At 70.3% G+C, this 24,935-nt stretch carries 24 protein-coding genes; 9 read left to right on the forward strand and 15 right to left on the reverse strand.

Features of this window, described 5'->3' with window-relative positions:
- Nucleotides 1–3 precede the first annotated feature (3 nt).
- The gene (locus LG334_RS00110; RefSeq protein ID WP_404382107.1) at nucleotides 4–1,014 is read right to left on the reverse strand and encodes an ABC transporter ATP-binding protein; all 1,011 of its coding nucleotides are present in this window, start codon (nucleotides 1,012–1,014) and stop codon (nucleotides 4–6) included.
- Between the two features lie 199 nt (nucleotides 1,015–1,213).
- Here LG334_RS00110 and LG334_RS00115 point away from each other — a divergent pair, with 199 nt between their 5' ends.
- Both LG334_RS00115 and polA read left to right on the forward strand, forming a co-directional pair.
- Nucleotides 1,214–1,420 carry a zinc-finger domain-containing protein gene (locus LG334_RS00115; RefSeq protein WP_404382109.1) on the forward strand — a complete coding sequence of 69 codons (207 nt, stop codon included), beginning with the start codon at nucleotides 1,214–1,216 and terminating at the stop codon, nucleotides 1,418–1,420.
- 95 nt (nucleotides 1,421–1,515) lie between these two features.
- Nucleotides 1,516–4,341 carry a DNA polymerase I gene (polA, locus tag LG334_RS00120; RefSeq protein WP_404382111.1) on the forward strand — a complete coding sequence of 942 codons (2,826 nt, stop codon included), beginning with the start codon at nucleotides 1,516–1,518 and terminating at the stop codon, nucleotides 4,339–4,341.
- Nucleotides 4,342–4,514: 173 nt separating this feature from the next.
- Here the strand turns inward: polA and grpE are convergent, their stop codons facing one another.
- Both grpE and hrcA read right to left on the reverse strand, forming a co-directional pair.
- A complete protein-coding gene (gene grpE, locus LG334_RS00125; RefSeq protein ID WP_404382113.1) occupies nucleotides 4,515–5,267 on the reverse strand; it encodes a nucleotide exchange factor GrpE in 753 nt (250 codons plus the stop codon).
- A gap of 14 nt (nucleotides 5,268–5,281) precedes the next feature.
- Nucleotides 5,282–6,331, reverse strand: coding sequence for a heat-inducible transcriptional repressor HrcA (gene hrcA / locus LG334_RS00130; RefSeq protein WP_404382115.1), 1,050 nt, complete (start codon nucleotides 6,329–6,331; stop codon nucleotides 5,282–5,284).
- Nucleotides 6,332–6,523: 192 nt separating this feature from the next.
- On the opposite strand from hrcA, the gene rph reads away from it, so the two are divergent.
- On the forward strand, nucleotides 6,524–7,243 hold the full coding sequence (rph, locus tag LG334_RS00135) for a ribonuclease PH (RefSeq protein ID WP_404382117.1): 720 nt from the start codon (nucleotides 6,524–6,526) through the stop codon (nucleotides 7,241–7,243).
- Nucleotides 7,244–7,258: 15 nt separating this feature from the next.
- Nucleotides 7,259–7,858, forward strand: a complete 600-nt coding sequence (rdgB, locus tag LG334_RS00140; RefSeq protein WP_404382119.1) for an RdgB/HAM1 family non-canonical purine NTP pyrophosphatase — start codon at nucleotides 7,259–7,261, stop codon at nucleotides 7,856–7,858.
- A gap of 1 nt (nucleotide 7,859) precedes the next feature.
- Here rdgB and LG334_RS00145 read toward each other — a convergent pair whose 3' ends face one another.
- From LG334_RS00145 to LG334_RS00195, 11 genes are all read right to left on the reverse strand, one after another.
- Nucleotides 7,860–8,696: a sulfite exporter TauE/SafE family protein gene (locus tag LG334_RS00145; RefSeq protein WP_404382121.1), complete on the reverse strand. Its 837-nt coding sequence runs from the start codon at nucleotides 8,694–8,696 to the stop codon at nucleotides 7,860–7,862.
- Nucleotides 8,697–8,868: 172 nt separating this feature from the next.
- A complete protein-coding gene (gene cobM / locus LG334_RS00150) occupies nucleotides 8,869–9,636 on the reverse strand; it encodes a precorrin-4 C(11)-methyltransferase (RefSeq protein WP_404382123.1) in 768 nt (255 codons plus the stop codon).
- On the reverse strand, nucleotides 9,633–10,142 hold the full coding sequence (locus LG334_RS00155; RefSeq protein ID WP_404382125.1) for a hypothetical protein: 510 nt from the start codon (nucleotides 10,140–10,142) through the stop codon (nucleotides 9,633–9,635). The genes cobM and LG334_RS00155 overlap by 4 nt, the downstream gene beginning before the upstream one ends.
- 4 nt (nucleotides 10,143–10,146) lie before the next feature.
- Nucleotides 10,147–11,967 (reverse strand): precorrin-3B C(17)-methyltransferase, encoded by a 1,821-nt coding sequence (gene cobJ / locus LG334_RS00160; RefSeq protein WP_404382127.1) that lies wholly within the window; start codon nucleotides 11,965–11,967, stop codon nucleotides 10,147–10,149.
- Nucleotides 11,964–12,665: a precorrin-2 C(20)-methyltransferase gene (gene cobI / locus LG334_RS00165; RefSeq protein WP_404382129.1), complete on the reverse strand. Its 702-nt coding sequence runs from the start codon at nucleotides 12,663–12,665 to the stop codon at nucleotides 11,964–11,966. The genes cobJ and cobI overlap by 4 nt, the downstream gene beginning before the upstream one ends.
- Nucleotides 12,662–13,876: a precorrin-6y C5,15-methyltransferase (decarboxylating) subunit CbiE gene (gene cbiE, locus LG334_RS00170; RefSeq protein WP_404382131.1), complete on the reverse strand. Its 1,215-nt coding sequence runs from the start codon at nucleotides 13,874–13,876 to the stop codon at nucleotides 12,662–12,664. Before cbiE ends, cobI begins: the two co-directional genes overlap by 4 nt.
- A complete protein-coding gene (locus tag LG334_RS00175; RefSeq protein ID WP_404382133.1) occupies nucleotides 13,873–14,532 on the reverse strand; it encodes a precorrin-8X methylmutase in 660 nt (219 codons plus the stop codon). The genes cbiE and LG334_RS00175 overlap by 4 nt, the downstream gene beginning before the upstream one ends.
- An 18-nt stretch (nucleotides 14,533–14,550) precedes the next feature.
- Entirely contained in the window at nucleotides 14,551–15,537 is a 987-nt protein-coding gene (locus LG334_RS00180; protein WP_404382135.1) for a sirohydrochlorin chelatase, read from the reverse strand.
- Nucleotides 15,538–15,718: 181 nt separating this feature from the next.
- Nucleotides 15,719–16,624: a site-specific tyrosine recombinase XerD gene (gene xerD, locus LG334_RS00185; protein ID WP_404382137.1), complete on the reverse strand. Its 906-nt coding sequence runs from the start codon at nucleotides 16,622–16,624 to the stop codon at nucleotides 15,719–15,721.
- Between the two features lie 8 nt (nucleotides 16,625–16,632).
- Entirely contained in the window at nucleotides 16,633–18,468 is a 1,836-nt protein-coding gene (locus LG334_RS00190; protein ID WP_404382139.1) for a hypothetical protein, read from the reverse strand.
- Nucleotides 18,446–18,589 (reverse strand): hypothetical protein, encoded by a 144-nt coding sequence (locus LG334_RS00195; RefSeq protein WP_404382142.1) that lies wholly within the window; start codon nucleotides 18,587–18,589, stop codon nucleotides 18,446–18,448. Before LG334_RS00195 ends, LG334_RS00190 begins: the two co-directional genes overlap by 23 nt.
- A 257-nt stretch (nucleotides 18,590–18,846) precedes the next feature.
- Between LG334_RS00195 and LG334_RS00200 the strand changes: the two genes are divergently transcribed.
- From LG334_RS00200 to LG334_RS00220, 5 genes are all read left to right on the forward strand, one after another.
- Nucleotides 18,847–19,374, forward strand: coding sequence for a shikimate kinase (locus tag LG334_RS00200; protein WP_404386434.1), 528 nt, complete (start codon nucleotides 18,847–18,849; stop codon nucleotides 19,372–19,374).
- The gene (gene aroB, locus LG334_RS00205; RefSeq protein ID WP_404382144.1) at nucleotides 19,371–20,513 is read left to right on the forward strand and encodes a 3-dehydroquinate synthase; all 1,143 of its coding nucleotides are present in this window, start codon (nucleotides 19,371–19,373) and stop codon (nucleotides 20,511–20,513) included. Before LG334_RS00200 ends, aroB begins: the two co-directional genes overlap by 4 nt.
- 51 nt (nucleotides 20,514–20,564) lie before the next feature.
- Entirely contained in the window at nucleotides 20,565–21,887 is a 1,323-nt protein-coding gene (locus LG334_RS00210) for an HlyC/CorC family transporter (protein ID WP_404382146.1), read from the forward strand.
- Between the two features lie 188 nt (nucleotides 21,888–22,075).
- Nucleotides 22,076–22,528: a CBS domain-containing protein gene (locus LG334_RS00215; RefSeq protein WP_404382148.1), complete on the forward strand. Its 453-nt coding sequence runs from the start codon at nucleotides 22,076–22,078 to the stop codon at nucleotides 22,526–22,528.
- A 173-nt stretch (nucleotides 22,529–22,701) separates the two neighbouring features.
- Nucleotides 22,702–23,283: a DUF2889 domain-containing protein gene (locus LG334_RS00220; RefSeq protein WP_404382150.1), complete on the forward strand. Its 582-nt coding sequence runs from the start codon at nucleotides 22,702–22,704 to the stop codon at nucleotides 23,281–23,283.
- A 258-nt stretch (nucleotides 23,284–23,541) separates the two neighbouring features.
- On the opposite strand, the gene LG334_RS00225 is transcribed toward LG334_RS00220, so the two are convergent.
- Nucleotides 23,542–24,873, reverse strand: a complete 1,332-nt coding sequence (locus LG334_RS00225) for a penicillin-binding protein activator (RefSeq protein ID WP_404382152.1) — start codon at nucleotides 24,871–24,873, stop codon at nucleotides 23,542–23,544.
- Nucleotides 24,874–24,935: the final 62 nt, after the last annotated feature.

A 24,935-nucleotide genomic window follows, 5' to 3' on the forward strand; every position in this document is an offset into this window, starting at 1 on the left:
CCGTCAGACGCCGGCGCGGTTGGCGGCCGCGTCGGGCTGGCTGGTCAACTGGAGGAAGATGTCCTCCAGGTCCGCTTCCTCCGTCGAAAGGTCCAGGATGGACAACTCGGCGGTGCGGATGGCCTCCAGGATTTCCCCCATCACCGTCTCCGACGGCCGGTAGCGGACGATCAGCTTGTGATCCTCCACGATCTCGGCGCCCAGCGCCGCCAGGGCCGGCGGCAGGTGGCCCAGGGTCTCGCGCACGGTGATGTGCAGGGCCTTGTTGTCCAGGCGCTGGAGGAGGGTCTTCTTGGGTTCGCACGCCGCCACCTGCCCCTGGCTGATGATGGCGATGCGGTCGCAAAGCTCCTCCGCTTCCTCCAGGTAATGGGTGGTGAGCAGGATGGTGGTACCCTGCTGGTTCAACAGTTTCACCTGTTCCCACAACTGCTGGCGAAGCTCGATGTCCACGCCCGCCGTCGGCTCGTCGAGCACCAGGATGGGCGGGGCGTGGACCATGGCCTTGGCGACCAGAAGCCGCCGCCGCATGCCACCCGACAGCGTGCGGGCATAGGACTCGGCCTTGTCGGTCAGGCCGACCAGGTGGAGGATTTCATCGGTCCGCCGCTCCGCCTTGGGCACGCCGTAGAGGCCCGCCTGCACGTCAAGCAGTTCCCGCGGGGTGAAGAAGGGGTCCAGGTTCAGTTCCTGCGGCACCACGCCGATGGCCAGCCGCGCGGCGCGCTCGGCGGTGTCGATGTCGTTGCCCCAGATGCGCACCGTGCCGCTGGTCTTGGTCACCAGCCCGGCCATGATGTTGATGAGGGTGGACTTGCCCGCGCCGTTGGGGCCGAGCAGGCCGAAGAAGCTGCCGCGCGGGATCTCGATGGACACGCCATCCAGCGCGCGCTTCTCCCCCTGGCCGTGGCGGGCTGCGTAGACCTTGGTGACGTCGCGGATTTCGATGGCGTTGTCGGGCACGGAGGGGTCCTGGGCGGGCGTGGGAACGGAACTGGCGTGATCGCGGGGCATGGTCTCTGCGGTCGGTGTGCGGGATTCGGATGGGCGGAGTCGACCCCATAACACGCCATCTGGCAAGGGCCGCTGCCGGTCCTATATGGTTGCGGGCCCGGGTCCGGTCGAGTCCCCTTGATCGCGTCCTGTCGTCGGGTATCATCCGGCCATCCGCCGGCAGACGCCGACTCAACGGTTTTCACAAGAGACAGAGGCCATGACGCAGAAGGGCATCACCATTACCGAGACCATCGAGACGGACCGCATCGACGTCGCCTGCGACGGCGGCAACGGTCCGCTGGGCCATCCGCGCGTGTGGCTGCACATCCGCCCGGAAACCCGCGACATCGTCTGCCCCTACTGCAGCCGCCAGTACGTGCTGAAGCAGGGCGTCGAGGCCACCGCCGCCACCACGCAGCACTAGGGTCGTCCGGTCTCGTCAGGTTTTGATGCGCCGGAGTCGGATGGCGGCTCCGGCGTCGTCTTTTTTCCGATCAGCACATGAATGATGGGCGCGCCATGAAACACGTCTTCCTGGTCGACGGATCGGGCTTCATCTTCCGGGCCTTCCACGCCCTGCCGCCCATGTCGCGGCCGGACGGCACGCCGGTGAACGCGGTCTACGGCTTCACCCAGATGCTCATGAAGCTGATCGCCGAGACGGATGCGGACCACATCGCCGTCATCTTCGACACGGCGCGCAAGTCCTTCCGCAACGACTTCTACCCGGAATACAAGGCCCACCGCCCGCCGCCGCCCGATGAGCTGGTCCCACAGTTCGAGCTGATCCGCGAGGCCGTGCGCGCCTTCAACCTTCCATCCGTGGAGATGGACGGGTTCGAGGCCGACGACCTGATCGCCACCTACACCCGCCAGGCCCGTGCAGCCGGGGCCAAGGTGACCATCGTGTCTTCTGACAAGGACCTGATGCAGCTTGTCCACGATGGCGAGGTGGTCCTGTTCGACGCCATGAAGAACAAGGAAATCCGGGGCGAGGACGTGGTCGCCAAGTTCGGTGTCGGCCCCGACAAGGTGGTGGACGTGCAGGCGCTGGCGGGCGATTCCACCGACAACGTGCCCGGCGTGCCCGGCATCGGCGTGAAAACCGCCGCGCAGTTGATCGAGCAGTACGGCGACGTGGAAAGCCTGCTGGCCCATGCCGAGGAGATCAAGCAGCCCAAGCGCCGCCAGAACCTGATCGAGCACGCCGAGGCCGCCCGCATCTCGCGCCGGCTGGTGCTGCTGCGCAACGACTGCGAGGTGACTGAGGCGCTGGACACCTTCACGGTGAAAAAGCCCGACGTGGAGACGCTGACGGCCTTTCTGAAGGACAACGGCTTCAACTCCATCCTCGCCCGTGTCCGCGAAAAGCTGGCCGCCGACGGGGAAGACCTGCCCGAGCCCGTGCGCGATCCCGCCGCCGAGGCCGCCACCGCGCCCGCCGAAATCCACTACGACAGCGTCCTGACGCCGGACGCGCTGGATGCCTGGATCGAAGAGGCGACGCGCACCGGCGTGGTCGCCATCGACACCGAGACCGATGCGCTCGACGCCCACGGCGGCAACCTCGTCGGCCTGTCGCTCTCCACCGCGCCGGGGCGGGCGTGTTACGTGCCGCTGCGCCATGTCGACCCCGAGGCCGTGTCGGCGGGACAGGCACAGGGCTCGCTCGACTTGGGCGGCGACGCGGCGACGGCCGAGGCGGGCTCCGCCCTGCGCCCCGACCAGATCGACGTGGCCGAGGCGCTGAAGCGCCTGGGCCCGCTGCTGGAGAACCCCGGCGTGCTCAAGGTCGGCCACAACATCAAGTACGACCTGCACGTTCTGGAACGCGAGATGGCGGCCCACGACCTGCCGGTGCGCGTGATGCCTGTCGACGACACCATGGTCATGTCCTACGTGCTGGACGGCACCACCACCGGCCACGGCATGGACGAACTCGCCCGCCGCCACCTGGACCATACCTGCACCACGTTCACCGAGCTGTGCGGCAAGGGCAAGAACCAGATCACCTTCGACCGGGTGCCCGTCGACAGGGCCACCCACTACGCCGCCGAGGACGCCGACGTCACCCTGCGCCTGCATCGGCTGTTCCGCGAGCGTCTGTTCGCCGAGCGCATGACCGGCGTCTATGAAAGCCTGGACCGCCCGCAGGTGCGCATCATGGCCGACATGGAAGCCGCCGGCATCAAGGTGGACTCGGTGGAACTCAAGCGCCTGTCCGACGACCTGGGCAGCCGCATGCGCGAGCTTGAGGCGAAAATCCACGATCTCGCCGGCGAGGAGTTCAACCCCGGCAGCCCCAAGCAGCTGGGCGAAATCCTGTTCGGCAAGATGGGCCTGCCCGGCGGCAAGAAAAGCAAGACCGGCGCCTACTCCACCAGCGCCGACATCCTGGAGCAGTTGGCCGCGCAAGGCCACGACCTGCCGGCCCGCGTGCTGGACTGGCGCCAGGTGCAGAAGCTGAAAAGCACCTACGCCGACAGCCTGGTCAACCAGATCCGGCCGCGCACCGGCCGCGTCCACACCAACTATAGCCAGACGGCCACCAGCACCGGCCGCCTGTCGTCGCAGGAGCCCAACCTTCAGAACATCCCCATCCGCACGGAGGAAGGCCGGAAAATCCGCCGCGCCTTCGTGGCGGAACAGGGGTGCAAGCTCATCAGCGCCGACTATTCGCAGATCGAGCTTCGGCTGGTCGCCCACGTGGCCGGCATCGCCGCGCTGAAGGAGGCCTTCCGCGAGGGCCAGGACATTCACGCCATCACCGCCAGCCAGGTGTTCGGCGTGCCGGTGGAGGGCATGGACCCCATGATCCGGCGCCGCGCCAAGGCCATCAACTTCGGCATCATCTACGGCATCTCGCCCTTCGGGCTGGCGGCCCAACTGGGCATCGACCGGGGCGAGGCCAAGGCCTACATCGACGCCTACTTCGACCGCTTCCCGGAAATCCGCGCCTACATGGACGAAACGAAGGCGTTTGCGAAAACCCACGGCTTTGTCCGCACGCCGTTCGGCCGCAAGTGCTGGACGCCCGGCATTTCCGACCGCAATCCCAACATGCGCGGGTTCGCCGAGCGCGCGGCCATCAACGCCCCCATCCAGGGTGGGGCGGCCGACATCATCAAGCGCGCCATGATCCGCGTGCCGGCGGCGCTGACGGACGCGGGGCTGGAGACGAAGATGCTTCTCCAGGTCCACGACGAGCTGGTGTTCGAGGCCCCCGAGGCGGAAGCTGAACGCGCGGTGGAGGTCATCAAGACGGTGATGGAGGGCGCCGCCGCCCTGTCGGTGCCGCTGGACGTGGACGCCGGCATCGCCGACACCTGGGCGGAGGCGCATTAGGGGCGCCGGTCGCAGCCGCCAGCCCGACCGCCCATTCCGAATCGCGGGGGAGCCCGAGGGGGGGGAGGCCGTGCCTTCCCCTCGCACCCTCACGCGCTTCCGCTAAATCCGAATGAAAAGGGGCGCGACCGCAAGGCCGCGCCCCTTTCCTTTCATTCCGGAAGCCGAGCGCCTCAGGCGGAGGTGTCCACCCCGCCCTGGCCACCCTCGGGCGTCTGGGCGCCGCCGCCGTTCCCATTGCCGGCGTCGCGCTTCGGCCCGCCGCGGCTGACCACCACCATGGCCGGGCGCAGCAGGCGGTCGCGGATCAGGTAGCCGTCCTGGTAGACCTCCACGCAGGTGCCGGCGGGGACGTCGGGGTTCTCGACCTCCTGCACCGCCTGGTGCAGGTTGGGATCGAAGGCAGCACCCCGCGCCTCCACCTTCTGCACGCCGTACTTCTCCAGCGCGCCGGTGAGCGTCTTCTGGGTCATCTCGATGCCGACGGCCAGGTTTTTCAGAAGCTCGTTGTTCTTGCGCTTGTCCTCGGGCGCGGCCAGCAGGGCGCGATCCAGGTTGTCGGCGACCGTCAGCATTTCCTTGGCGAAGTTGGAGACGGCGTACTTGGAGTTGTCCTCGATGCGCTTTTCCGCCATGCGCTTGGAATTCTCGGCATCGGCGAGCGCGCGCATGTATTCGGTCTTCAGGCGCTGGACCTCGCCTTCCAGCATGGCGATGCGCTCTTCCGGTGCCATGTTGTCGGCGGCGGCGGCCTGGGCCTCTTCGTCGGGGACGGACCCTTGAGGAATGTCGCCGGCCTGCGGGCTCTGCTCGCCGGTGTCGGCGGTGCCGCCGGGGTGGGTGCCCTCCTGGCCCTCGTGCTCGGGCGCCTCGTTCGGGGTTTCGGCGCCGTTTGCGGCTTGAGCGGGATTATGCTGCTGTGCCATGCCTGTGTGTGTCCTCAACCAATGAGTCTTCCGACCACCTTCGCGGTGTAGTCCACCAGCGGGATGATGCGGGCGTAATTGATGCGGGTGGGGCCGACCACGCCGATGGCCCCGACGATTTCTTCCCGGCCGTTGCGAAACGGGCTGACGATCATGGAGCAGCCGGCGGCCGTGAACAGGTCGTTCTCCGAGCCGATGAAGATCTGCACGCCCTCTGCCGCGCCCACCAGGTCCAGCAGGCGCAGCATCTGTTCGCGCGTTTCCAGCATGTCGAACAGGTGGCGGATGCGCTCCAGGTCCTCCAGCGCGGTCACGTCCGAAAGCAGATGCGACTGCCCGCGCACGATGAGCGCCCCGTCGGCCTCGCCGCCCGTCCAGGTGCCGAGCCCGGCGGCGATCACCTTGCTGGTCAGCTCGTCCAGGGCGTGCTTGTGGCTTTCCAGTTCCTTGAGGATCGCCTCGCGCGCCTCGTCCAGCGTGCGGTTGGTCATGCGCGCCGAGAGGAAGTTCGACGCCTCCACCAGAACGTTCGGCGGCAGATCGTGCGGCACCTCGACCACGCGGTTTTCCACCACGCCGTTCTGGGTGACGATCACCACCAGCGCCCGGCCGGGCCCCAGGTTGACGAATTCGATGTGCTTGAGCGGGCTTTCCGTCTTGGGCGCCATGACCAGCCCGGCGCAGAGCGACAGGCCCGAAAGGGTGTGTGTCGCCTCGGCCAGCACGTCCTCCATGGACTTGTTGCTGGCGCGGCATTGCAGGTCGATGCGCGCCCGTTCCTCGTCGGTCAGGCTGCCGATATCCAGGAGCCCCGAGACGAACATGCGAAGACCCAGCTCCGTCGGCAGGCGGCCGGCGGAGGTGTGGGGGGCGTACAGAAGCCCCAGGTCTTCCAGGTCCGCCAGCACGTTGCGGATGGTCGCCGGCGACAGCGACGTCTGCAGGCGCTTGGACAGGGTGCGGCTGCCCACGGGCTCGCCGGTCTGCACATAGGCATCCACGACGTGCCGCAGGATCTCGCGCGACCGCTGGTTCAGTTCCGCCACGGCGGTAGACTTTTTCAAAGTGTCTCGCGTCGACACGCGCGTAACCCCTCGGAAACACGACCGCTCCGGAATGTAGGGAAGGGGGCGGAAGCCGTCAACGCGCCGCCCGCCCTGGCCGCGCGGCCTTTTCAAGCGCGGTGGGAGGCGCTAGCCTGCGGAGCAACGGATTCCGCCGGGTCTTCCCGGCCCCCCAGTGAAAGGACCCCCTTCATGCGACCCTCCGGCCGCGCCGCCGACGCCCTTCGCCCCGTCACCCTGGAACCGGGATTCGCCAAGCACGCCGAGGGCTCGTGCTTCATCCGCTTCGGCGACACGCATGTGCTGTGCACCGCCAGCGTGGACGAGCGCGTGCCGCCCTGGCTGCGCGGCCAGGGGCGCGGCTGGGTGACCGCTGAATACGGCATGCTGCCGCGCGCCACCCACACCCGCGGCGACCGCGAGGCCGCACGCGGCAAGCAGTCCGGCCGCACGCAGGAAATCCAGCGCCTCATCGGTCGTTCCCTTCGCTCGGTGGTGAACCTCAAGGGCATGGGCGAGATGCAGATCAAGGTGGACTGCGACGTCATCCAGGCCGACGGCGGCACCCGCTGCGCCTCCATCACCGGCGGCTATGTGGCGCTGTACCAGGCCTTCCAGAAGCTGGTGAGCCTGGGCGTGCTGTCGGCCGTGCCCATGACCGACGAGGTGGCGGCCGTGTCCTGCGGTATCTACAAAGGGACGCCGGTGCTGGACCTGGATTACGCCGAGGACTCAAGCGCCGACGCCGACTCCAACTTCGTCATGACCGCCAAGGGACTGATCGTCGAGGTGCAGACCACCGCCGAGGAACACCCCTTCGAGCAGAGCCAGCTCACCGCCATGATGGACCTGGCGACGGCCGGCATCGCCGAACTGGCCGCCAAGCAGCGCGCGGCGCTGGGCCTGGACTGAGGGAGCGTCAGACGCATGGCACGCAAGTTCGAGGGCGGCCGCCTGGTCGTCGCCAGCCACAACCCCGGCAAGGTGCGCGAAATCAACGACCTGCTGCGCCCCTTCGGCGTGGAAGCGGTGTCGGCCGGCGAACTGAACCTGCCCGAGCCCGAGGAGACGGGCGCAACCTTCGCCGAGAACGCCATCCTGAAGGCCAAGGCGGCGGCGGAGGCCTCCGGGCTGCCCGCGCTGTCCGACGACAGCGGGTTGTCGGTGAACGCGCTGGACGGCGCGCCGGGCATCTACTCGGCCCGCTGGGCGGGACCTGGGAAGGACTTCGGCATCGCAATGAAGCGCGTGAACACGGAAATGGTGGGCAAGGACGACCCGCGCGCGCATTTCGTCTGCGCCCTGTGCCTCGCCTGGCCGGACGGTCATACGGAGGTGTTCGAGGGCACGGTGGACGGGGTGATCACCTGGCCGCCGGCGGGCACGAAGGGCTTCGGCTACGACCCGATCTTCCGGCCCGAGGGCCACACCATCACCTTCGGCGAGATGGAGCCCGAAAAGAAACACGCCATGAGCCACCGCGCCCGGGCGTTCGAGCAACTGGTGGACAACTGCTTCCAGAAGTAGGTCAGGTGGCGAGACCGTAGATCATCCGCGCCGCCGTCGCGAAGAGGAACAGCGCAAACGCCGCCCGCAGCATCCTCGGGTTGATGGTGTGGGCGATCTTCGCACCCAGGGGTGCTGCCAGCACCGTGCACGGCACGATCACCGCGAAGCCGATCAGGTTGATGTAGCCGATCGTTCCCGGCGGCAGGCCCTTCGCCCCCATGCCGGACACCAAAAAGCCGATGGCGCCCGGCACGCCGATAATCAGGCCGATCGCCGCCGCCGTGCCGACCGCGCGGCGGATGGGATAGGCGAAGGCGGATAGGGTCGGCACCGAGAGCGTGCCGCCGCCGATGCCCATCATCACCGATATCCCGCCGATCACCGTCGCCATGGCCGCCTGTCCCGGCAGGCCCGGCAGGGCGGCGCGCAGGGTCCAGCCCTCTTTCCGGAAGGCCATGTTGGCAGAGACCAGCAGGGCCACGGAGGCGAAAACTCCCGTCAGCACCGCGCCGCCCACGTTGCCGCCGACCACCGTGCCGATCACCACGCCGGCGAAGACCCACGGCCCCCAGCGTTTCAGCAAATCCACGTCCACCGAGCCGCGCTTCCAGTGGGCGCGTATGGAGCTGATGGACGTCGGGATGATGGTCGCGAGCGACGTGCCGACGGCCACATGCATCCGCACGCCCTCGTCCACGCCGATCAGGGTGAACAGGTGGTAGAGCATGGGCACGATGACGATGCCCCCGCCCACCCCCAGCAACCCCGCCAGAACACCCGCCACCACGCCCGTCGCCAGCAGGGCGGCGATCAGGGCCACGAGGGTTCCGGCATCGGCGGCGAACAAGGCGTCCATTCCATTTCTTTCAACAAGCGCTGCGCGCTCGGGGCCGCGGCCCCGAACCCCGCTTGGAGGGCGCAGCCCTCCAAACCTCCCAGTCTTCTGTTACTAAACAAAAAACTGGAGAGTTCGAGAGGCTGTGCCTCTCGATCGGGGGCTCCGGGGGCGGAAGCCCCCGGAAGCTGCGTCAGCCGGCCTTCGGCCTCAGAACATGCGTATGGTCGGCGGCATACAGGCGGCTGTCGGTGAACTCTGTCCCGCCTTCCTCCAGCACCCGCCCCACCAGGATGAGTGCGGTGCGCGTGATGCCCGACTCCTTCACCTTGGGGCGGATGTCCGAAAGCCGCCCGCGGATTACCTGCTGGTCCGGCCAGGTGGCGCGGTAGATGACCACCACCGGGCAGTCGGCGCCGTAGTGGGGGGTCAGCTCGTCGATCACGTGTTTCAGGTTGTTGACCGACAGGTGCAGGGCCAGCGTCGCGCCCGTGGCGCCGAAGGCGGCCAGCGTTTCGTTGTTGGGCATGGCCGACGACCGCACGGCCGTGCGCGTCAGCACGATGGACTGGCTGACGTCGGGCAGGGTGAGTTCCTGGCACAGCTCCGCCGCCGCCGCCGCGAAGGCCGGCACGCCGGGGGTCACGTCGTAGGGGATGCTTAACCGCTCCAGCCGCCGGATCTGCTCGGCGATGGCGCCGTAGAGGCTGGGGTCGCCGGAGTGCACGCGGGCGACGTCGTGGCCGGCCGCGTGGGCCTCTTCCATCAGCGCGATGATCTGGTCCAGGTGCAGGGGGGCGGTGTCGACCACCTTGGCCCCTTCGGGCGCTTCCGCCACCACCTCGGCCGGCACCAGGGAGCCCGCGTAGAGCACCACGGGGCACTTCTGGATCAGCTTCAGGCCGCGCACGGTGATGAGGTCGGGCGCGCCGGGACCGGCGCCGATGAAATGGACGGTCATGACGACAGTACGTTCTCCATGATGTCGAGGATGAGCCGCGTCCCCTGCTCGATGAGGATGACGTCGGAGCCCACCACCACGCGCTCGATGCCCTGGCCCCGGCGGGGCAGGCGGTCGATCAGGTCGCGGGGCAGCGGGTCGGGGTCCAGGCCCGGCGGCAGGGTGCCGTTGCGCTGCACCTGGCGCGCGAGGCCGGGCGGCAACTGGTCGCGCTTGGCAAGGCCCGGCGGCAGGCTGGAGCGGTCGGTGCCGGCGAAGTAGTCGCGGATGAGGCGGCGCTCCACCTCCGTCAGCACGGTGTCCAGGATGATGTCGCCGACACTGGCCTCGCCCTTCTTCAGCGGCGCGACCATGGCGTCGTTGCCGGGTCCGTTGCCCTTGGAGGGGCCGCCGGCGTGGTCGGGCTTGCCCTTGCCCTCCGGCGGCGCGGCCATGGCGGGGGCGGCGGCGGTCAGCAGGGCTGCGAGCGCGGTTGAAAGGATCAGGACGGAAGCGGATCGGGTCATGGTGTCACTCTCCTGCCGGTTGAGCGTCTCCGATGGCGGTCAGCTTGGCCGCGTAGCCGCGCGGCGTATAAAGCCAAACGCGCCCGCCCTGCTCAACGAGGCGACTTTCGCGGTTGCCGACCATCACAAGGGTGAGCATGTCGGCCATATCGGGCGAAAGTTCGGCAAGGGTGGTGAAGGTGACCGTCTCGTCCGGCCGGCCCAGGTTGCGGGCCAGCACCACCGGCGTCGTGCCGGGGCGGCCGGTCAGCAGCACGTCGCGCGCCCGCGCCAGATGGTCGCGCCGGCGCTTGGAGACCGGATTGTAGAAGGCCACCACGAAATCGCCCGCCGCCGCGCCGTGCAGGCGGGCGTCGATGACCTCCCACGGGGTGAGAAGGTCCGACAGGCTGATGGTGCAGAAGTCGTGGCCGATGGGCGCGCCGGCCCGCGCGGCGGCGGCCTGGATGGCGGACACGCCGGGCTCCACCGTCAGGTCCACGAAGCGCCAGGCGGGGTTGGCTTCCGTCGCGATCAGCTCGAACACCAGGGTCGCCAGCGCATAGATGCCTGCGTCGCCCGAGCACACCAGCGCCACGTCGCGGCCCTGGCCGGCCAGGTCGAGGGCGGCGCGGGCGCGGTCGGCCTCCGCGCCCAGGTCGGACTGGTGCCAGGTCTTGCCCTTTGCGGCCGGGCCGAGAAGGTCGAGATACAGGCCGTAGCCCACCAGGTCCGTCGCGCCCGCCACGGCGGCGGAGACGGCGGGCGTGCGCCAGCCGTCCTGGCCGGGGCCGATGCCAACCACCGTCAGCCGCCCCAGGCCGCGCCCGACGGAACCGGCGTCGATGGGCGTGGGGGAGAGGGCGACGGCGCAGGTGGCGCGGGTGGTCTTCTTCTTGGGGACGATGAGGGTCGCATCCGGCCCGGCGGCGGCGAGAGCGGCGCCCTCGGACACGCCATGGCAGCCGACTTCCGCGAAGACCACGTCGGAGGGGGTTTGCAGGCGCGGGGTCTCGCGCTCAAGTTCCTCGGCTGTGAAGAAGCGGGCCGGCACGCCCAGCATGGCGGCGACGGCGCGCACCGCCGCTTCGTCGGCCTTCAGGTCGAGCGAGCAGACGCAAGCGACCGCCTGTTCCGAAAGCCCGGCGCGGGCGAGCGTGTCGCTGACCAGCGTCGCCACCTCGGCCGGATCGTCGCCGCGCTCGCACCCGACGCCGACGGCCAGCACCGGCGGATGCACCACCAGCGCGTCCGCCCCCGCATCCAGCCGCTCCGTCACGCGGATGACGTGGGCGGCATCGTCGGCCTGGAGCAAGGGGGCGAGCCAGGGCGCATTCCCCTCCACCGTCACCGGCTGGCCGGCGGCGAGCGCGGCCATGACGGGCTTGGCGGCGGCGGGGTTGGCGAGGCTCCAGCCCTTGGGCGGTTCGTCCAGGGCGACGCCGTGGGTGACGTCGCCGGCGGTGGTGACGGCGGCCGCGCCCTCCAATGCCTCGGCGATGCGGCGGGCCAGCGCGTTGGCGCCGTGGTGGCCACCCAGCAGCGGCACGGCGCACGATCCGTCCTGCGCCACGGCGACCACCGGCGGCTCTGCCTGCTTGTCGCCCAGCACCGGCGCCACGGCCCGGATCAGGATGCCGCTTGCGCACACGCCGACGAGGGGCCGGCCGGCGGCGAACAGGGCGCGGACGTGGGCCATGGTGTCGTCGAAGGCGACATCGGCGCCGTCCGCCCGACCGCGCAGGCCGTGGACCTCGGCATCGGGCAGGGCGGCGGCCTTCAGGCGCGCGGCCAGGGCGAGGCCGGTGTCGTTCAGGCAGAGCAGGACGGGCGCGGGCGAGGTCATGGGCGGTTCCGGGTCAGCAAAAGGGAAAAATAGGGGACGCCCTCGGAGAGCGCCTCGGGCAGGGTGAGCACGCGCTGGTCAGGGTGGCCGGCGCGCACCACCACCACCGCACCCTCGGCGCGGCCCAGCCGGTCGAGCACGGCGGCGACCTTGGACAGGTGGCGGCCGAGCTTCATCACGGCGGCGGCTTCGGTCGCGGCGAGGCGCGCGTGCAGGGCATCCTCGGGAAGCGTCGCGGGCAGGACGGTCAGGCCTTCATCCAGCGAAACGACGGGGCGCGCGGCGACGGCGGCACAGGCGGCGACGCTGGTGATGCCGGGGACGACCGAGACGGGGAAACGCCCGGAAAGCCGCTCCAGCAGGTACATGAACGATCCGTAGAACAGCGGATCGCCCTCGCACAGCACGGCGGCGTCGCGGCCCTCGGCCAGATGGCCCGCCAGGGTGTCGGCGGCGGCGTCATAGGCCGCCAGCGCCGATTCGCGCCCCTTCGAGACGAAGTCCATGACGATGGGGACCTCGATCTTGCCGGGATGAATCCACTCCGCCACCACGGCGCGCGCCATGGAGCGGCCTTCCGGGTTGGCGGGCCAGGCGATGACGGGACAGGCGCGCAAGAGCCGCAGCGCCTTGAGCGTCACCAGTTCCGGGTCGCCGGGGCCGACGCCCAGGCCGTACAGGGTGCCGGGAGCCGTCATGGTTTCACCGCCACAAGCTGCGTCACCGGCGCCAGCGCGTCCCACACATGCAGGCCGCCGGGGGTTTCCTTCAGGTGGGTCGCGGCAATCCGCGTGAGCGTGCCGTTCCAGGCGGCGCGGCGGTCGAGCAGCCGCGCCTCGGCCTCGGCGGTCACCGCGTTGGCCACAAGGCGGCCGCCCGATTTCAGCGCGTCCCACGCCGCGTCCAGCATTCCTTCGCGCGAAACGCCGCCGCCGACGAAGACGGCATCGGGCGCCGGTCCTGCCTCGGCCAGAACAGCGGGGGCTTCGCCAGCGACGACGCGCAAGCCCGGCGTGCCCAGCGTGGCGGCGTTCTCGGCGATCATGGCGCGGCGGCCGGCGTGATGTTCGATGGCGACGGCGTGGCCGCCCTCGGCGGCCCGCATCCATTCGATGGCGACGGACCCGCAGCCGGCGCCGATGTCCCACAGCACCTGCCCCGCCAGGGGGGCCAGGGCCGAGACGGTGGCGGCGCGGACAACGCGCTTGGTGAGCTGCCCGTCATGGCGGAAGGCATCGTCGGGCAGCCCCGGCGTGCGCGGCAGCACGCGGGCGTCCGGCGCGGCCTCGACGGTGACGGCAAGGGTGTTGAGGTCGGGAACGGGCTCGGCCGTCCAGGTCTCGGCCGCACCCTCGCGCCGCCCCGCGCGCGGGCCGCCCATGTGCCAGAGCGCCGTCATGGTCGAGGGCCCGAAGCCGTGGCGGGTCAGCAAATCCGCCACGGCCGCCGGGCTGGTTCCGTCCGCCGACAGCACCAGCAGGCGCGCGCCGGGGGAAAAGTGCGGGATCAGGCCCTCCAGCGGGCGGCCGTGGACCGTCAGCAGCCGGCAGTCCTGCAACGGCCAGCCCATGCGGGCGGCGGCGAGGCTGAAGGCGGAGGCATGCGGCAGCACCACCATCTCCGCCGGGTCGAAGCGCCGGGCCAGGGTGGCACCCAGGCCATAGACCATGGGGTCGCCGCTCGCCAGCACCACGACGCCGGCCGATCCGCGCCGGGCCTCGATGGCGGCCAGCGTCTCGTCCAGCGTGGTCCATTGTATGCATTCTGCATCCGTCGAGGCTGCAAGCGCCAGATGCCGCGCCCCGCCGACCAGCACCGCCGCGCCGTCGATCACCGCGCGGGCGGCGGGCGACAGGCCGGCTAGCCCGTCCTCGCCGATTCCGACGACGGTCAGCCAGGGGACGGTCACCGGCGTTCCTCCTGCTCCACCGACAGCGGCGCCGCCAGAGCGTTCACCGCCGCCGCCGCCATGGCCGAGCCACCGCGCCGGCCGCGCAGCGTTATGAAGGGGACCCCCAGCTTGGGCGCGTCCTCGATCAGCGCCTCCTTGCTCTCGATGGCGCCCACGAAGCCCACCGGAAAGCCCAGGATGACCGCCGGGCGCGGCGCGCCCTCGTGCAGCAGCTCCAGCAGGCGGAACAGGGCCGTCGGCGCGTTGCCGATGGCGACCACGGCGCCGAACAGCTTGTCCCGCCACAGGTCGACGGCCGCCGCCGAGCGGGTCGTGCCGTGACGACGGGCGATCAGGTCCACCTCGGGCCGCTTCAGGGTGCAGACCACCGGCCCCTTCAGGCGGCGCGAGATCACGCCGCGCGCCACCATCTCCACGTCGGTCAGCACCGGATGCCCGGCCACCAGCGCCGCCCGCGCCGCCGAGACGGCGTGCGGGTCGGCGGCCAGATCGTGGACGGCGTCGGTCATGCCGCAGGCGTGGATGACCCGCACCGCCAGCGGCCGCAGGTCCTCGGGCACGACCGACAGGTCGGCCTCGCGCTCGATGGCGGCGAAGGACTCGGCGTAGATGGCGGCGGGATCGCGCAGGTACTGGTAACGCCCGTCGGTCATGATGAAGGTGTCCCGGCGCTACTCGGCCTTCTCGGGGTCGTGCGAATGGCCGTGGTCGTGATGATGATGGTGGTGGTGATGATGACCATGACCATGACCATGATGGTGATGGTCATGGTCGCCGTCGGTGCCGATGCCGCGCACATGATGATGGTGCCCGGCCTGCACGGCGCCCACCTCGCCCTCATAGCCGATGACCTGCTCGCGGTACTTGCACAGCTGGCAGTTCATGGCGACGTTGCCGCCCAGAATGTCGGTCACCCGCTCCACGAAGGTCTCGATGACCTGCGGGTGGTCGTTCAGGTAGCCGGCCTTCACGAACTCCACGTCCGGGTGGCTGGCGGCCACGCCGTCCGTCTGGTCGTAGATGCGGCGCACCAGGATGCCGGTGAACAGGAAGTAGGGGAAAACGATGATGCGCTTGAAGCCCAGGCGCGAGGCCATCTCCAGCCCCGCATCCACGCGCGGGTGGGCGACGCCGGAATAGCAGACTTCCGCCCAGCCGAAGCCCATGCCTTCCCACAGCATGCGCGCAACCTTAGAGATGTTGGAGTTCGAGTCGCTGTCGTTGGTGCCGCGGCCGACCACCATCAGCAGGGTGTCCTTGCGGTCCACTTGCGTGGCGCAGGCGGCCTCGGCCTCCTCGATGCGGGCCTTGGCGGCCTTCAGAAGCTTGGTGTCGATGCCAAGTTCGCGGCCGAACTCGATGGTGATGTCGGGGTACTCCGCGCCGAAGGCGTTGACCTCCCACGGCAGGTCGTTCTTGACGTGGCCGGCGGCGAACAGCATGCCGGGCACGGCCAGAATGCGGGTGACGCCCTGCTCGCGCAGCTTTTCCATGCCGTCGCGCAGGATGGGGCGGGCGAACTCCAGGAAGCCGCTTTCCACGGGGTACTGCGGCAGCCGTTCGCGCAGGTGCACGGCAAGCTGGTTGAATTCCTCCACGGCCCCTGTATCGCGGCTGCCGTGCCCGCAGATCATCACACCGATCTTTTCACTGGTCATGCGCCTGGTCCTTGCCTTCGAGCGTGTCCAAATTCCGTCCGCCTGGTCACAGCCTCCGGGCGGTGCGGCGGGCCGGACTATAGAAGCCAAGGCCGCGCCTGTCATGTATTGACTCTGCTTGCCCTCAGGCACCGGCCGGCGGCTGCGCCGTCGCGCGCTGGGATTCGGCTGATGCCCTTTTTCAGCCCGCCAGGGGATGGTGTTCGTTCACCAGCCGCTTCAGGCGCTCGTCCAGCACATGGGTGTAGATCTGCGTCGTCGAGATGTCGGCGTGGCCCAGCATCTGCTGCACGCTGCGCAGGTCGGCGCCGTGGGCCAGCAGGTGGCTGGCGAAGCTGTGGCGCAGCACGTGGGGCGAGACCTTGGACGGCGGCAGCCCGGCCGCCACCGCAATGTCGACCAGCATCTTGGTGAAGCCGTCGCGCGTCAGGTGGCCGTCCCTGGCGCGGGACGGAAACAGCCAGCGGTTCCGCGCCGCCTTCTTGTCGCCCAGCAGGCCGTCGCGCACGGGAATCCACTCCCGCACCGCGGCCCGGGCGGCATCGGTCAGCGGCACCATGCGTTCCTTGTTGCCCTTGCCGCGCACCACCAGCACCGCCTGATCGCGCGCCACTGCCGCCAGCGGCAGGGAGACCAGTTCCGAGACACGCAGCCCCGTGGCGTAAAGGATTTCCATCAGCGCCGTCGCCCGCACGCCGCGCGCGCCCTCCAGCGCCTTGGCGGCGGCCAGCAGGCGCTCCACCTCCTCTTCCGACAGGTATTTCGGCAGGGAGCGGCCCATGGGCACGGTCTGGATGGTCGAACTGGGATCGTCGCCGCGCACCCCTTCGGCGAACAGGAACCGGAAGAACTGCCGCAACGCCGACAGGCGCCGGTTGACGGTGCGTGTCGCCATGCCCGCATCGGCCAGCCGCGCCAGATAGGCGCGCAGGTCCTCGGCCTCCGTCGCCTCGGCGCCCTTGCCCCGCGCTGCCAGGAAGCCGCCCAGGTCCGCAAGATCGCGCTGATAGGCATCCACCGTGCGCGGGCTCGCACCCCGCTCGGCCACCATCATTTCAAGGAAGCGTTCGACGTGGCGGTCGATCATGGGCGCCGTCACACCCCCGCCGCCGCCAGGGCCTCAAGCGCCAGCGCGCGGGCATCACGCTCCAGCCCCACGGCCTTGAGCGCCGCGACGGCGCGGAACAGGGCCTCCGGGTGGACGGCGTCGGGTCCGTCCGGGCCGATGGCGATGAGCGCCAGCGCCACCACCTCGCCCACGCGGCCCTCGGCGGCGGCGCCGTCCAGGGCGCGCAGGATGGCGGCGTCGGGCATGGCCGGCGCGGCGTCCACAATGGCGTCCAGCAGCACCGGCTGCCAGGCGCCCGCCCCGATCGGCTCGCCCATCGCCTGAAGCAGCCCGAGCAGCAGCGTGTGCCGGCGGTCGAGCAGGGGCAGGTCGGCACCGTGATCCTCGGCCTCCGCCGCCCGCAGCGCCCGCCACTCCGCCAGCAGGCGGCCGACGGCCGGCCCCGTGCCGTCCGAGGGCGCGACCGCCACCCGCACCAGCGCCGCCAGAAGCGCCCGGTCGCGGGCCGCCGCACCGCCGCGCATCTGCGCCAGGGCGTCGATCCACGGGCCCGCCGCCTCCACCCGCCCCGCCGCCAGCAGGGCGCGGACGGCGGACGGGGCGAACCACGCCAGTTCCGGCGCCGGCGCAAGGGCCGCGATGGCGTCGGCGTGCAGGCGGGCGGTGGCGATCTCCACCGGCTCCCCTGCGGCGGCGGCGAGCGCGGCGTCCAGGGCCTCGGCCTTGAGCGCCGGCGTCTCCTGAAGCGCCGCCAACCGCGCCAGCCGCGCCCGCTCGCGCGCAGTGGCGGGACCGTTGCCCAGCGGCTCCTGCATCTCCTGCACCGAAAAATCGGCCGCGCGGTAGGCGTCGGCCAGCCCGGCCGCATCCAGCGCGCCCGCCGCGGCGGCCTGCTCGGCGGCGGCCAGCCGTTCGGCGGCCGAGCCCGGTCCGCCCGCCGCCACGGCGGCGGCGAGCCAGGGCGCGGCGGTCGACGACAGGGCATCCTCGGGCAGCCGATCGCCGGCACGGCGGACCATGGCGAGCGTCAGCGGCTCGGGCGCCGGTAGGGCCTCCAGCGAGGCCGGTGTCACGTTGCTCAGGCGGTCGGCCAGATAGAAGAAGGCCGGGTCCTCGTGCCCCGTCTCCCGCAGCATGGCCATGGCCATCTGCGCCGGTGCCTCGCGTCCCGTGGCAAGATCGCAGACCGCCGTCACCTTCTGCCAGTAGGGGCCGTCGAAGGCTGCCAGCCCCTCCCGCGCCGCCTGGCACAGCGGCGCCGGCAGCGGCATTTCGGGATCGGCGGACACCTGCGTCAGCATCACGTCCAGCCGCGCCCGGCGCACAGCCTCGGTCCGCGCGGCCTCGGGCGCCGCGTCGGCCAGCTTCAGCGCCAGATCGACGGCGCCGAGCTGGCGCAGCGCCTCGATGCGCGCGGCCAGGAAATCGGGCCCTGCCGCGCGGCCCGCCGCGGGCTCGGGCGCGCCGGCGGTGGCGGCCAGAAGGCGGGTCATCAACCCGTGCATGACCGGCGACGGCGCGCCGACGGGCAGCTTGGTCACCAGCGTCGCGGCCAGCGGTGCCGGCGTGCCGGCCCACAGGTCGTGCGGCAGGCCGCTTTCCGCCCCGTCCAGCGCGCCGACGGCGGCCAGGCTGATCCGGTCCAGCGGCTGCACCGCGATGGCGCCGTCAGCCAGGACCGACGGCTCGTCCGGTGCGGTGGGCGCGGCGGCGGACGGCGCGTCCGCCCCGCCACCGGCGCCGGGAAACAGGCTCACCGGCCCCGCCGTCTCCGCCAGCGCCGGAGCGGCAGCGGCAGCGGCAGCGGCCAGGACCGCCAAGCCGAAGGCGGCTGCCGCCCTAGCGGTTCTGGAAGCGGTCATTGTCGATCACCTTTTCCATGCGCTCGGTCGGGGGCGGCATTTCCCAGGTCGCCAGGAAGCCGACGCCGGCGACGATCACCGCGAGCAGAAGGAGAATGAGAATGCGGGACAAAGTGCGCATGATGGGGGAGACGTCCTCACGATCCGGCGGACAGGTTCCAGATGGGCGGCAGGCGTGTTCGAAAACCTTTGACCAGGGCCGGGACAGCCCGGTCGCGGTGTGCTATAGGAACCGATTATGGCAACCGCACGGCAGTCTAATCCCTTGGCGAATCCGGCGCAACGCGGCGACGGAGGACACAGTTGAGCACCGGCTGGATCACCCCCGACGGCACGGGCCCGCTGACCCTGCCGCGCACCGTGGTGCTGGTGGGGCTGATGGGCGCGGGCAAGAGCGTCGTCGGCAAGCGGCTGGCGCAGCGCCTGCACGTCCCCTTCATCGACGCCGACCACGAGGTGGAAAAGGCCGCCGGCCAGTCCATCGCCGACATCTTCGCGACCCTGGGGGAGGAGGCCTTCCGCGAGGGCGAGCGCAAGGTGATGGCGCGGCTGCTGGACGGCCCGGTCTGCGTTCTGGCGGCCGGCGGCGGCGCCTTCATGTGCCCGGAGACGCGCCGGCGCATCAAGCGGCGCGGCATCAGCGTGTGGCTGCGCGCCGACCTGGACCTGCTGGTGCGCCGCACCGCCGGTCGGGGCCACCGGCCGCTGCTCAACCAGGGCGACCCGCGCGCCAAGCTGGAAAGCCTGATGGCCCAGCGCTATCCCGTCTATGAAACCGCCGACGTGACCGTCGATGCCGGCGAGGAAAGTCCCGACACCACCACCGGCCGCGTGCTCGATGCCCTGCGCGACTGGCTGGACGCCAACGATTCGCCCCCGCCCGAACCCGTGGAGACCAATCCGTGACTGCCGTTTCCGCTGATCCTTCCGCCGCCCCGGAAACCTTGCGCGTGGACCTGGGCGACCGGTCCTACGACATCCTCGTCGGTGCCGGCCTGCTGGACGATGCCGGAAGGCTGATGGCGCCGGTGCTGCGGCAGAAGCGGGTGTTCATCGTCACCGACGAGACGGTGGCCGGCCTGCACCTGGGCACCCTGACCGGCACCCTGGACGCCGCCGGCATCCGCCACGACGCCTACATCGTCGCGCCCGGCGAGGCATCCAAGAGCTACGCCATTTTCGAGCGCCTGCTCAACGCCATGCTGGAGGCCCGGTGCGAGCGGGCGACCACCGTCGTCGCCCTGGGCGGCGGCGTGGTGGGCGACCTGGCGGGATTCGCCGCCGCCGCCCTGCTGCGCGGGGTCGACTTCGTGCAAGTGCCGACGACGCTGCTGTCGCAGGTGGACAGTTCCGTCGGCGGCAAGACCGGCATCAACACGCCGTTCGGCAAGAACCTGGTGGGCGCCTTCCACCAGCCGCGCCTGGTGCTCATCGACACGGACACCCTGGGGACGCTGGACCGGCGCGAGCTGCTGGCCGGCTATGCCGAGGTGGTGAAGTACGGCCTGATCGACGACCCCGCCTTCTTCGAGCGCCTGGAACGCGACGGCGCGGCGCTGATCGCGGGCGACGAGGCCCTGCGGCGCGCCGCCATCCTCACCTCGTGCGCCGCCAAGGCCCGCGTGGTGACCGAGGACGAGCGCGAGGGCGGCCGCCGGGCGCTGCTGAACCTGGGTCACACCTTCGGCCATGCGCTGGAGGCCGAATGCGGCTACGGGGGCACGCTGCTGCACGGCGAGGCCGTCGCCATCGGCATGGTCATGGCCTTCGACCTGTCGGCCCGGCTCGACCTCTGCCCGGCCGAGGACGCCGCGCGGGTGCGCGCCCACCTGGCGGCCGTGGGGCTGCCGGTGACGCCGCCGCGCCTGGAGGGTGCGCGCCTGGACACCGACCGCCTGATCGCCCACATGGCGTCGGACAAGAAGGTCGCCGAGGGCAAGGTGACCTTCGTGCTGGCGCGCGGCATCGGCCAGGCGTTCCTCACCCGCGACGTGGCGCCGGAGGCCCTGCGCGCCACCGTGGCCGACGCCGTCGCCGCCTCCTGACCGTTCACCCCTGCCGCCACCCCTCTCCGCCTAGCCGAGGACGGTTCCGCCATGACCACCGCCATGATCGTTTCCATCGTCGCGATCCTGGTCTGCCTTGTCCTCTCCGGATTTTTTTCCGGCTCCGAAACGGCTCTGACCGCCGCGTCGCGCCCCCTGATCAGCGAGCTTGAGCGCAAGGGCGACAGCCGCGCCGCCATCGCCAACAACCTGCTCATCAAGCGCGAACGTCTGATCGCGACCATCCTGCTTGGCAACAACCTGGTCAACATCCTGGCCTCCGCCCTGGCGACCAGCGTGCTGATCGGGCTGTTCGGCGAGAGCGGCGTGGCCATGGCCACCGTGGTCATGACCATCCTGATCCTGATCTTTTCCGAGATCCTGCCCAAGACCTACGCCCTGACGCACACCCACCGCATGGCGCTGGGCGTGGCTCCGATCATGCGGGTGCTGGTGATGGTCTTCCAGCCGCTGACCAGCGTTATCCAGGGCATGGTTTCGGTGACGCTGAAGGTGGTCGGCGGCGGCGAGCGGCCGCACACCTCCTCCATGGCGCTGGCCGAGTTGCGCGGCGCCATCGAAATGCACACGGCGCAGGCCGCCGAGGCCGGCGGCGAGAAGGTCATCGCGCACGAGCGGGCCATGCTGCGCAGCGTGCTGGACCTGGCCGACGTGGAGGTGTCGGAGATCATGGTGCCGCGCGGGAAGCTTGTCACCATCGACGCCGACCAGCCGACGTCCGACATCGTGCGCCAAGTGCTCGCCAGCCCCTACACCCGCATTCCGCTGTGGCGCGGCAAGTCCGACAACATCGTCGGCATCCTGCACGCCAAGGCGCTGCTGCGCGCCGTCGAGGCGCATTCCGGCGACATCTCCGACCTGGACATCGTCGCCATCGCCTCGCCGCCGTGGTTCATCCCCGACGCCACGCGCCTGCTGGACCAGTTGCAGGCCTTCCGCCAGCGCCGCGAGCACTTCGCCATCGTGGTGGATGAATACGGCGTCCTGCTGGGCATCGTGACGCTGGAGGACATCCTGGAGGAAATCGTCGGCGAGATTTCCGACGAGCACGACATCGCCGTCTCGGGCGTGCGGCCGCAGCCCGACGGGTCCTTCGTCATCGACGGCGGGGTCACCATCCGCGACCTCAACCGGCAGTTCGAATGGGACCTGCCCGACGAGGAAGCCGCCACCATCGCGGGCCTTGTGCTGCATGAAAGCCGCTCCATCCCCGATCCCGGCCAGACCTTCCTGTTCCACGGCTTCCGGTTCGAGGTGCTGCGCCGCCACCGCAACCAGATCACTTCCATCCGCGTCACGCCGGTCGCCGAGGAGGAAAAGCACGACGAGGACACGGCCCAGCCCTCGGAATGATCGGCCGGCCACGCCTGCCACCCTTTTAGGGATGCACTAATTCCTTAGTGCGCCGCTCGGTAATTTTCTTGACGCCCGCTTGTGCGCTGGCACACTGAAGTTTCGCAATGCAACGCGAAAGACGTGCGCCGGATAAAAGGCACAGCGAACACACGACACACAGGTCTCAGGCTGTCAGGGAGAGCGCCATGGCGAAGATCGTTCCGGATATCATTCCACGCGAGCAGACCCTGTCCATCGTCGCGCCGGAAACCACCGTGCGCACCGCCGCCGAACTGATGCGCGACCGCAACATCGCGGCCGTCATGATCGTGCGCGACGAACGGTTGATCGGCATCATGACGGAACGTGACATCGCCGCCCGCGCCGTCGCCCGGGGCGTGGACCCGCAGACGACGCGGGTGGAAGAAATCATGACCGCCGACCCCGATACCCTGGAAGCGGACGATCCGGCCATGACTGCGCTGAAGATGATGCGCGACCACAACTACCGCCACCTGCCGGTGGTCAGGGACGGCAAGCCCGTCGGCATGGTGTCCATCCGCGACCTCTACGCCGTCGTGCAGTCTGAACTGGAAAGCGACATCCGCAACCGCGACGCCTACATCTTCGGCGAGAACTACGGCACTGCGCCCGCCTGACGGCGCTTCCGCCGCACCGGACGACGGCCGCCGCTCCGCACCGGACCGGCGGCCGTTGCGCGTGCGCCCCTTGACGGCGGGCGAAAACGTCATGACGTTGACGTAAACGGAAAGCCCGACCATGATGGTCGGCGTCCCTGCGCCTCGTGCCGCATCCTGGAGAGCCAAAGCCCATGCCGCTGACCCCGCCGACCGTCGCCCGCGAGAAGCAGCACACGCGGACCGTCCAGGTGGAAGGCTTCCGCCGCGAGGACGGGCTGTACGACATCGAGGGCCATCTGGTCGACACCAAGACCTACGGTTTTTCCAACCAGGACCGCGGCCGCATCGAGGCGGGCGAGCCCCTGCACGGCATGTGGCTGCGCCTGACCATCGACCGCACCATGCTGATCCGATCGGCGGAAGCGGTGACGGATTACGGCCCCTTCACCATCTGCAAGGACATCAATCCGGATTTCGCCAAGCTGGAGGGCCTGCACATCGGGCCCGGCTTCCGCAAGGACGTCCGCGCCCGGCTGGGCGGCCGGCACGGCTGCACGCATCTGGTGGAAATGCTGCTCGGTCCCATGGCGACGACGGCTTTCCAGACCATGTATGCCGAGCGTGAAAAGACCGGCGAGAACAAGGGCCTGGCGGAACGTCCCCGGATCATCGACACCTGCCACGCGCTCGCCGCCGACGGCCCCATCGTCGCGCGCCAGTGGCCGCAGTGGTACGAAGGGCCGGAGGAAAAGGGCACCGGAACCGACGACTGAGGCGCCGGCGCGGGCCTCGGTGTTGCACATTGAAATGTGAATCCATCGGCCTGCTTTCGCAGGAATGACGGCTGCTCAGAATACAAAAAATGACCGTCATCCCAGCGAAGGCCGGGGTCCACCACGGCCATCTGTCATTCGCAAAGCGCCCGCCTGAGCGCCTGCCGACGGCCTTCCGCACCGCCCCGGAACGAAACGGGATGCGGGGGCGTGCCGCCTCGCATCCCTCCACCGTGCCAAGGGCGCGACGCCGCTGCCTCAGCTTCCGGCCGCGCCGGGGAAGCTTTCGGGCGCCGGTGCCACCACCTGCGCCCCGTCGCGGGTGACGCGCAGGATGGCGAAGCCGCGTTCCACGGTGCCGTCCTGGCGCAGGCGGAACAGGCCGTCGACGCCGACGAAGCCTTCCGGGTTGGTCAGCGCGCGGGCGTCGAAGGGAGAGGTTTCATTGCGCTTGGCCAGCACGGCCGCGAGCGCGGTGGCGTCGTAGCCCACGTTGGCGATGGCCGGCGGCGTGGAGCCGTAGGCGTTGCCGTAGCGGCGGGTGAAATAGTCGTTGCTCTGCGGCGAGGGTGCGGGGAAGACGGCGCCGACCAGCGCGGGCTCCTGGCCCAGGCGGCGGTCGTCGTTCCACAGCATGGTGCCCATGTACTGCACCTGCTCGGGCCGCACGCCGTAGTAGGGCAGCAGGGCCGCAACCTCGCGCAGTTGCTGGCCGCTCTCGGGCAGCAGCAGGGCCTGGAAGCCGATGTCGCCCGACCCCTGGATCTGCTGCAGGCGCTGCAGGGCGCGCTGCGCCACCGGGTCGGGATTGGCCGCCAGTTCCTGCTTCTGGCGCTCCAGCGCCGCCTGCGAGGCCGACGGATTGGTCAGGCGCTTGATGGCCTCGTCCGGCGCGCCGTCCGGATTGAAGTATTCCACCTGCACCACGGCGGCATTGGCCCGCGCGGTGACGTCGCGCAGCGCCTCGGCCATGGCGCGGCCGTAGGCGGTGGAGGGCGCCAGCACGGCGAAGCGGTCCATGTTCTGGCCGCGGGCGAAGCGCACCAGGGCTTCGGCCTGCTCGGTCAGCAACAGGCCCATGACGTAGACGTTGTCGGACGCCGCCGAGGTGTCGGTGGAGAAGCTGACCACGTTCACCCCCGCCGCCTGGGCCTGCGGGGCCACGGCGCGGACGTTGTCGGCGAACAGCGGACCGAGGACGAGTTGCGCGCCCTCGCTCAGCGCCTTGTCCATGGCGGCGCGGGCGCCTTCCGTCGTGCCCCGGGTGTCGTAGGGCTGCAGCACGAAGCGGTCGTCGGCCACGTCGAACACCGCCATCTGCGCGGCATTGAGCAGCGCCTGCCCGACGTCCGCGGCGCGGCCCGAGCGCGGCACCAGCAGGGCGACGCGGCGATATCCGTCCTCCACCTCGGTGGGCGGCGGCGGCGCGGGCTCGGCGCGCTGGGCGGGCGGCGCCTGGCGCGGCGCTTCCACCCGGGGCTGTTCGGGTGCTATCTGTTGCTGCGCACAGGCGGACACCACCGACACAAGTGCCAGGACGGCGAACGATGGCAGAAGACGAAAGCGCTGACGATGATCCGCGCGGGGCACGGGCAACCTCCTCCGGTAACGGCGCGACTGGGCCCAAGCCTAGCGGCGCATTGAGGCGAGGG

The organism is Caenispirillum salinarum (assembly GCF_044803115.1).
Taxonomy (GTDB): Bacteria; Pseudomonadota; Alphaproteobacteria; order Rhodospirillales; family Rhodospirillaceae; genus Caenispirillum; species Caenispirillum salinarum_A.

Coding starts and splice junctions, on each gene's coding strand:
- LG334_RS00110 (WP_404382107.1), bottom strand. CDS start 1,014: ATGCCCCGCGATCACGCCAGTTCCGTTCCCACGCCCGCCCAGGACCCC.
- LG334_RS00115 (WP_404382109.1), top strand. CDS start 1,214: ATGACGCAGAAGGGCATCACCATTACCGAGACCATCGAGACGGACCGC.
- polA (WP_404382111.1), top strand. CDS start 1,516: ATGAAACACGTCTTCCTGGTCGACGGATCGGGCTTCATCTTCCGGGCC.
- grpE (WP_404382113.1), bottom strand. CDS start 5,267: ATGGCACAGCAGCATAATCCCGCTCAAGCCGCAAACGGCGCCGAAACC.
- rph (WP_404382117.1), top strand. CDS start 6,524: ATGCGACCCTCCGGCCGCGCCGCCGACGCCCTTCGCCCCGTCACCCTG.
- rdgB (WP_404382119.1), top strand. CDS start 7,259: ATGGCACGCAAGTTCGAGGGCGGCCGCCTGGTCGTCGCCAGCCACAAC.
- LG334_RS00145 (WP_404382121.1), bottom strand. CDS start 8,696: ATGGACGCCTTGTTCGCCGCCGATGCCGGAACCCTCGTGGCCCTGATC.
- cobM (WP_404382123.1), bottom strand. CDS start 9,636: ATGACCGTCCATTTCATCGGCGCCGGTCCCGGCGCGCCCGACCTCATC.
- LG334_RS00155 (WP_404382125.1), bottom strand. CDS start 10,142: ATGACCCGATCCGCTTCCGTCCTGATCCTTTCAACCGCGCTCGCAGCC.
- cobJ (WP_404382127.1), bottom strand. CDS start 11,967: ATGACCTCGCCCGCGCCCGTCCTGCTCTGCCTGAACGACACCGGCCTC.
- cobI (WP_404382129.1), bottom strand. CDS start 12,665: ATGACGGCTCCCGGCACCCTGTACGGCCTGGGCGTCGGCCCCGGCGAC.
- LG334_RS00175 (WP_404382133.1), bottom strand. CDS start 14,532: ATGACCGACGGGCGTTACCAGTACCTGCGCGATCCCGCCGCCATCTAC.
- LG334_RS00180 (WP_404382135.1), bottom strand. CDS start 15,537: ATGACCAGTGAAAAGATCGGTGTGATGATCTGCGGGCACGGCAGCCGC.
- xerD (WP_404382137.1), bottom strand. CDS start 16,624: ATGATCGACCGCCACGTCGAACGCTTCCTTGAAATGATGGTGGCCGAG.
- LG334_RS00190 (WP_404382139.1), bottom strand. CDS start 18,468: ATGACCGCTTCCAGAACCGCTAGGGCGGCAGCCGCCTTCGGCTTGGCG.
- LG334_RS00195 (WP_404382142.1), bottom strand. CDS start 18,589: ATGCGCACTTTGTCCCGCATTCTCATTCTCCTTCTGCTCGCGGTGATC.
- LG334_RS00200 (WP_404386434.1), top strand. CDS start 18,847: ATGGGCGCGGGCAAGAGCGTCGTCGGCAAGCGGCTGGCGCAGCGCCTG.
- LG334_RS00210 (WP_404382146.1), top strand. CDS start 20,565: ATGACCACCGCCATGATCGTTTCCATCGTCGCGATCCTGGTCTGCCTT.
- LG334_RS00215 (WP_404382148.1), top strand. CDS start 22,076: ATGGCGAAGATCGTTCCGGATATCATTCCACGCGAGCAGACCCTGTCC.
- LG334_RS00220 (WP_404382150.1), top strand. CDS start 22,702: ATGCCGCTGACCCCGCCGACCGTCGCCCGCGAGAAGCAGCACACGCGG.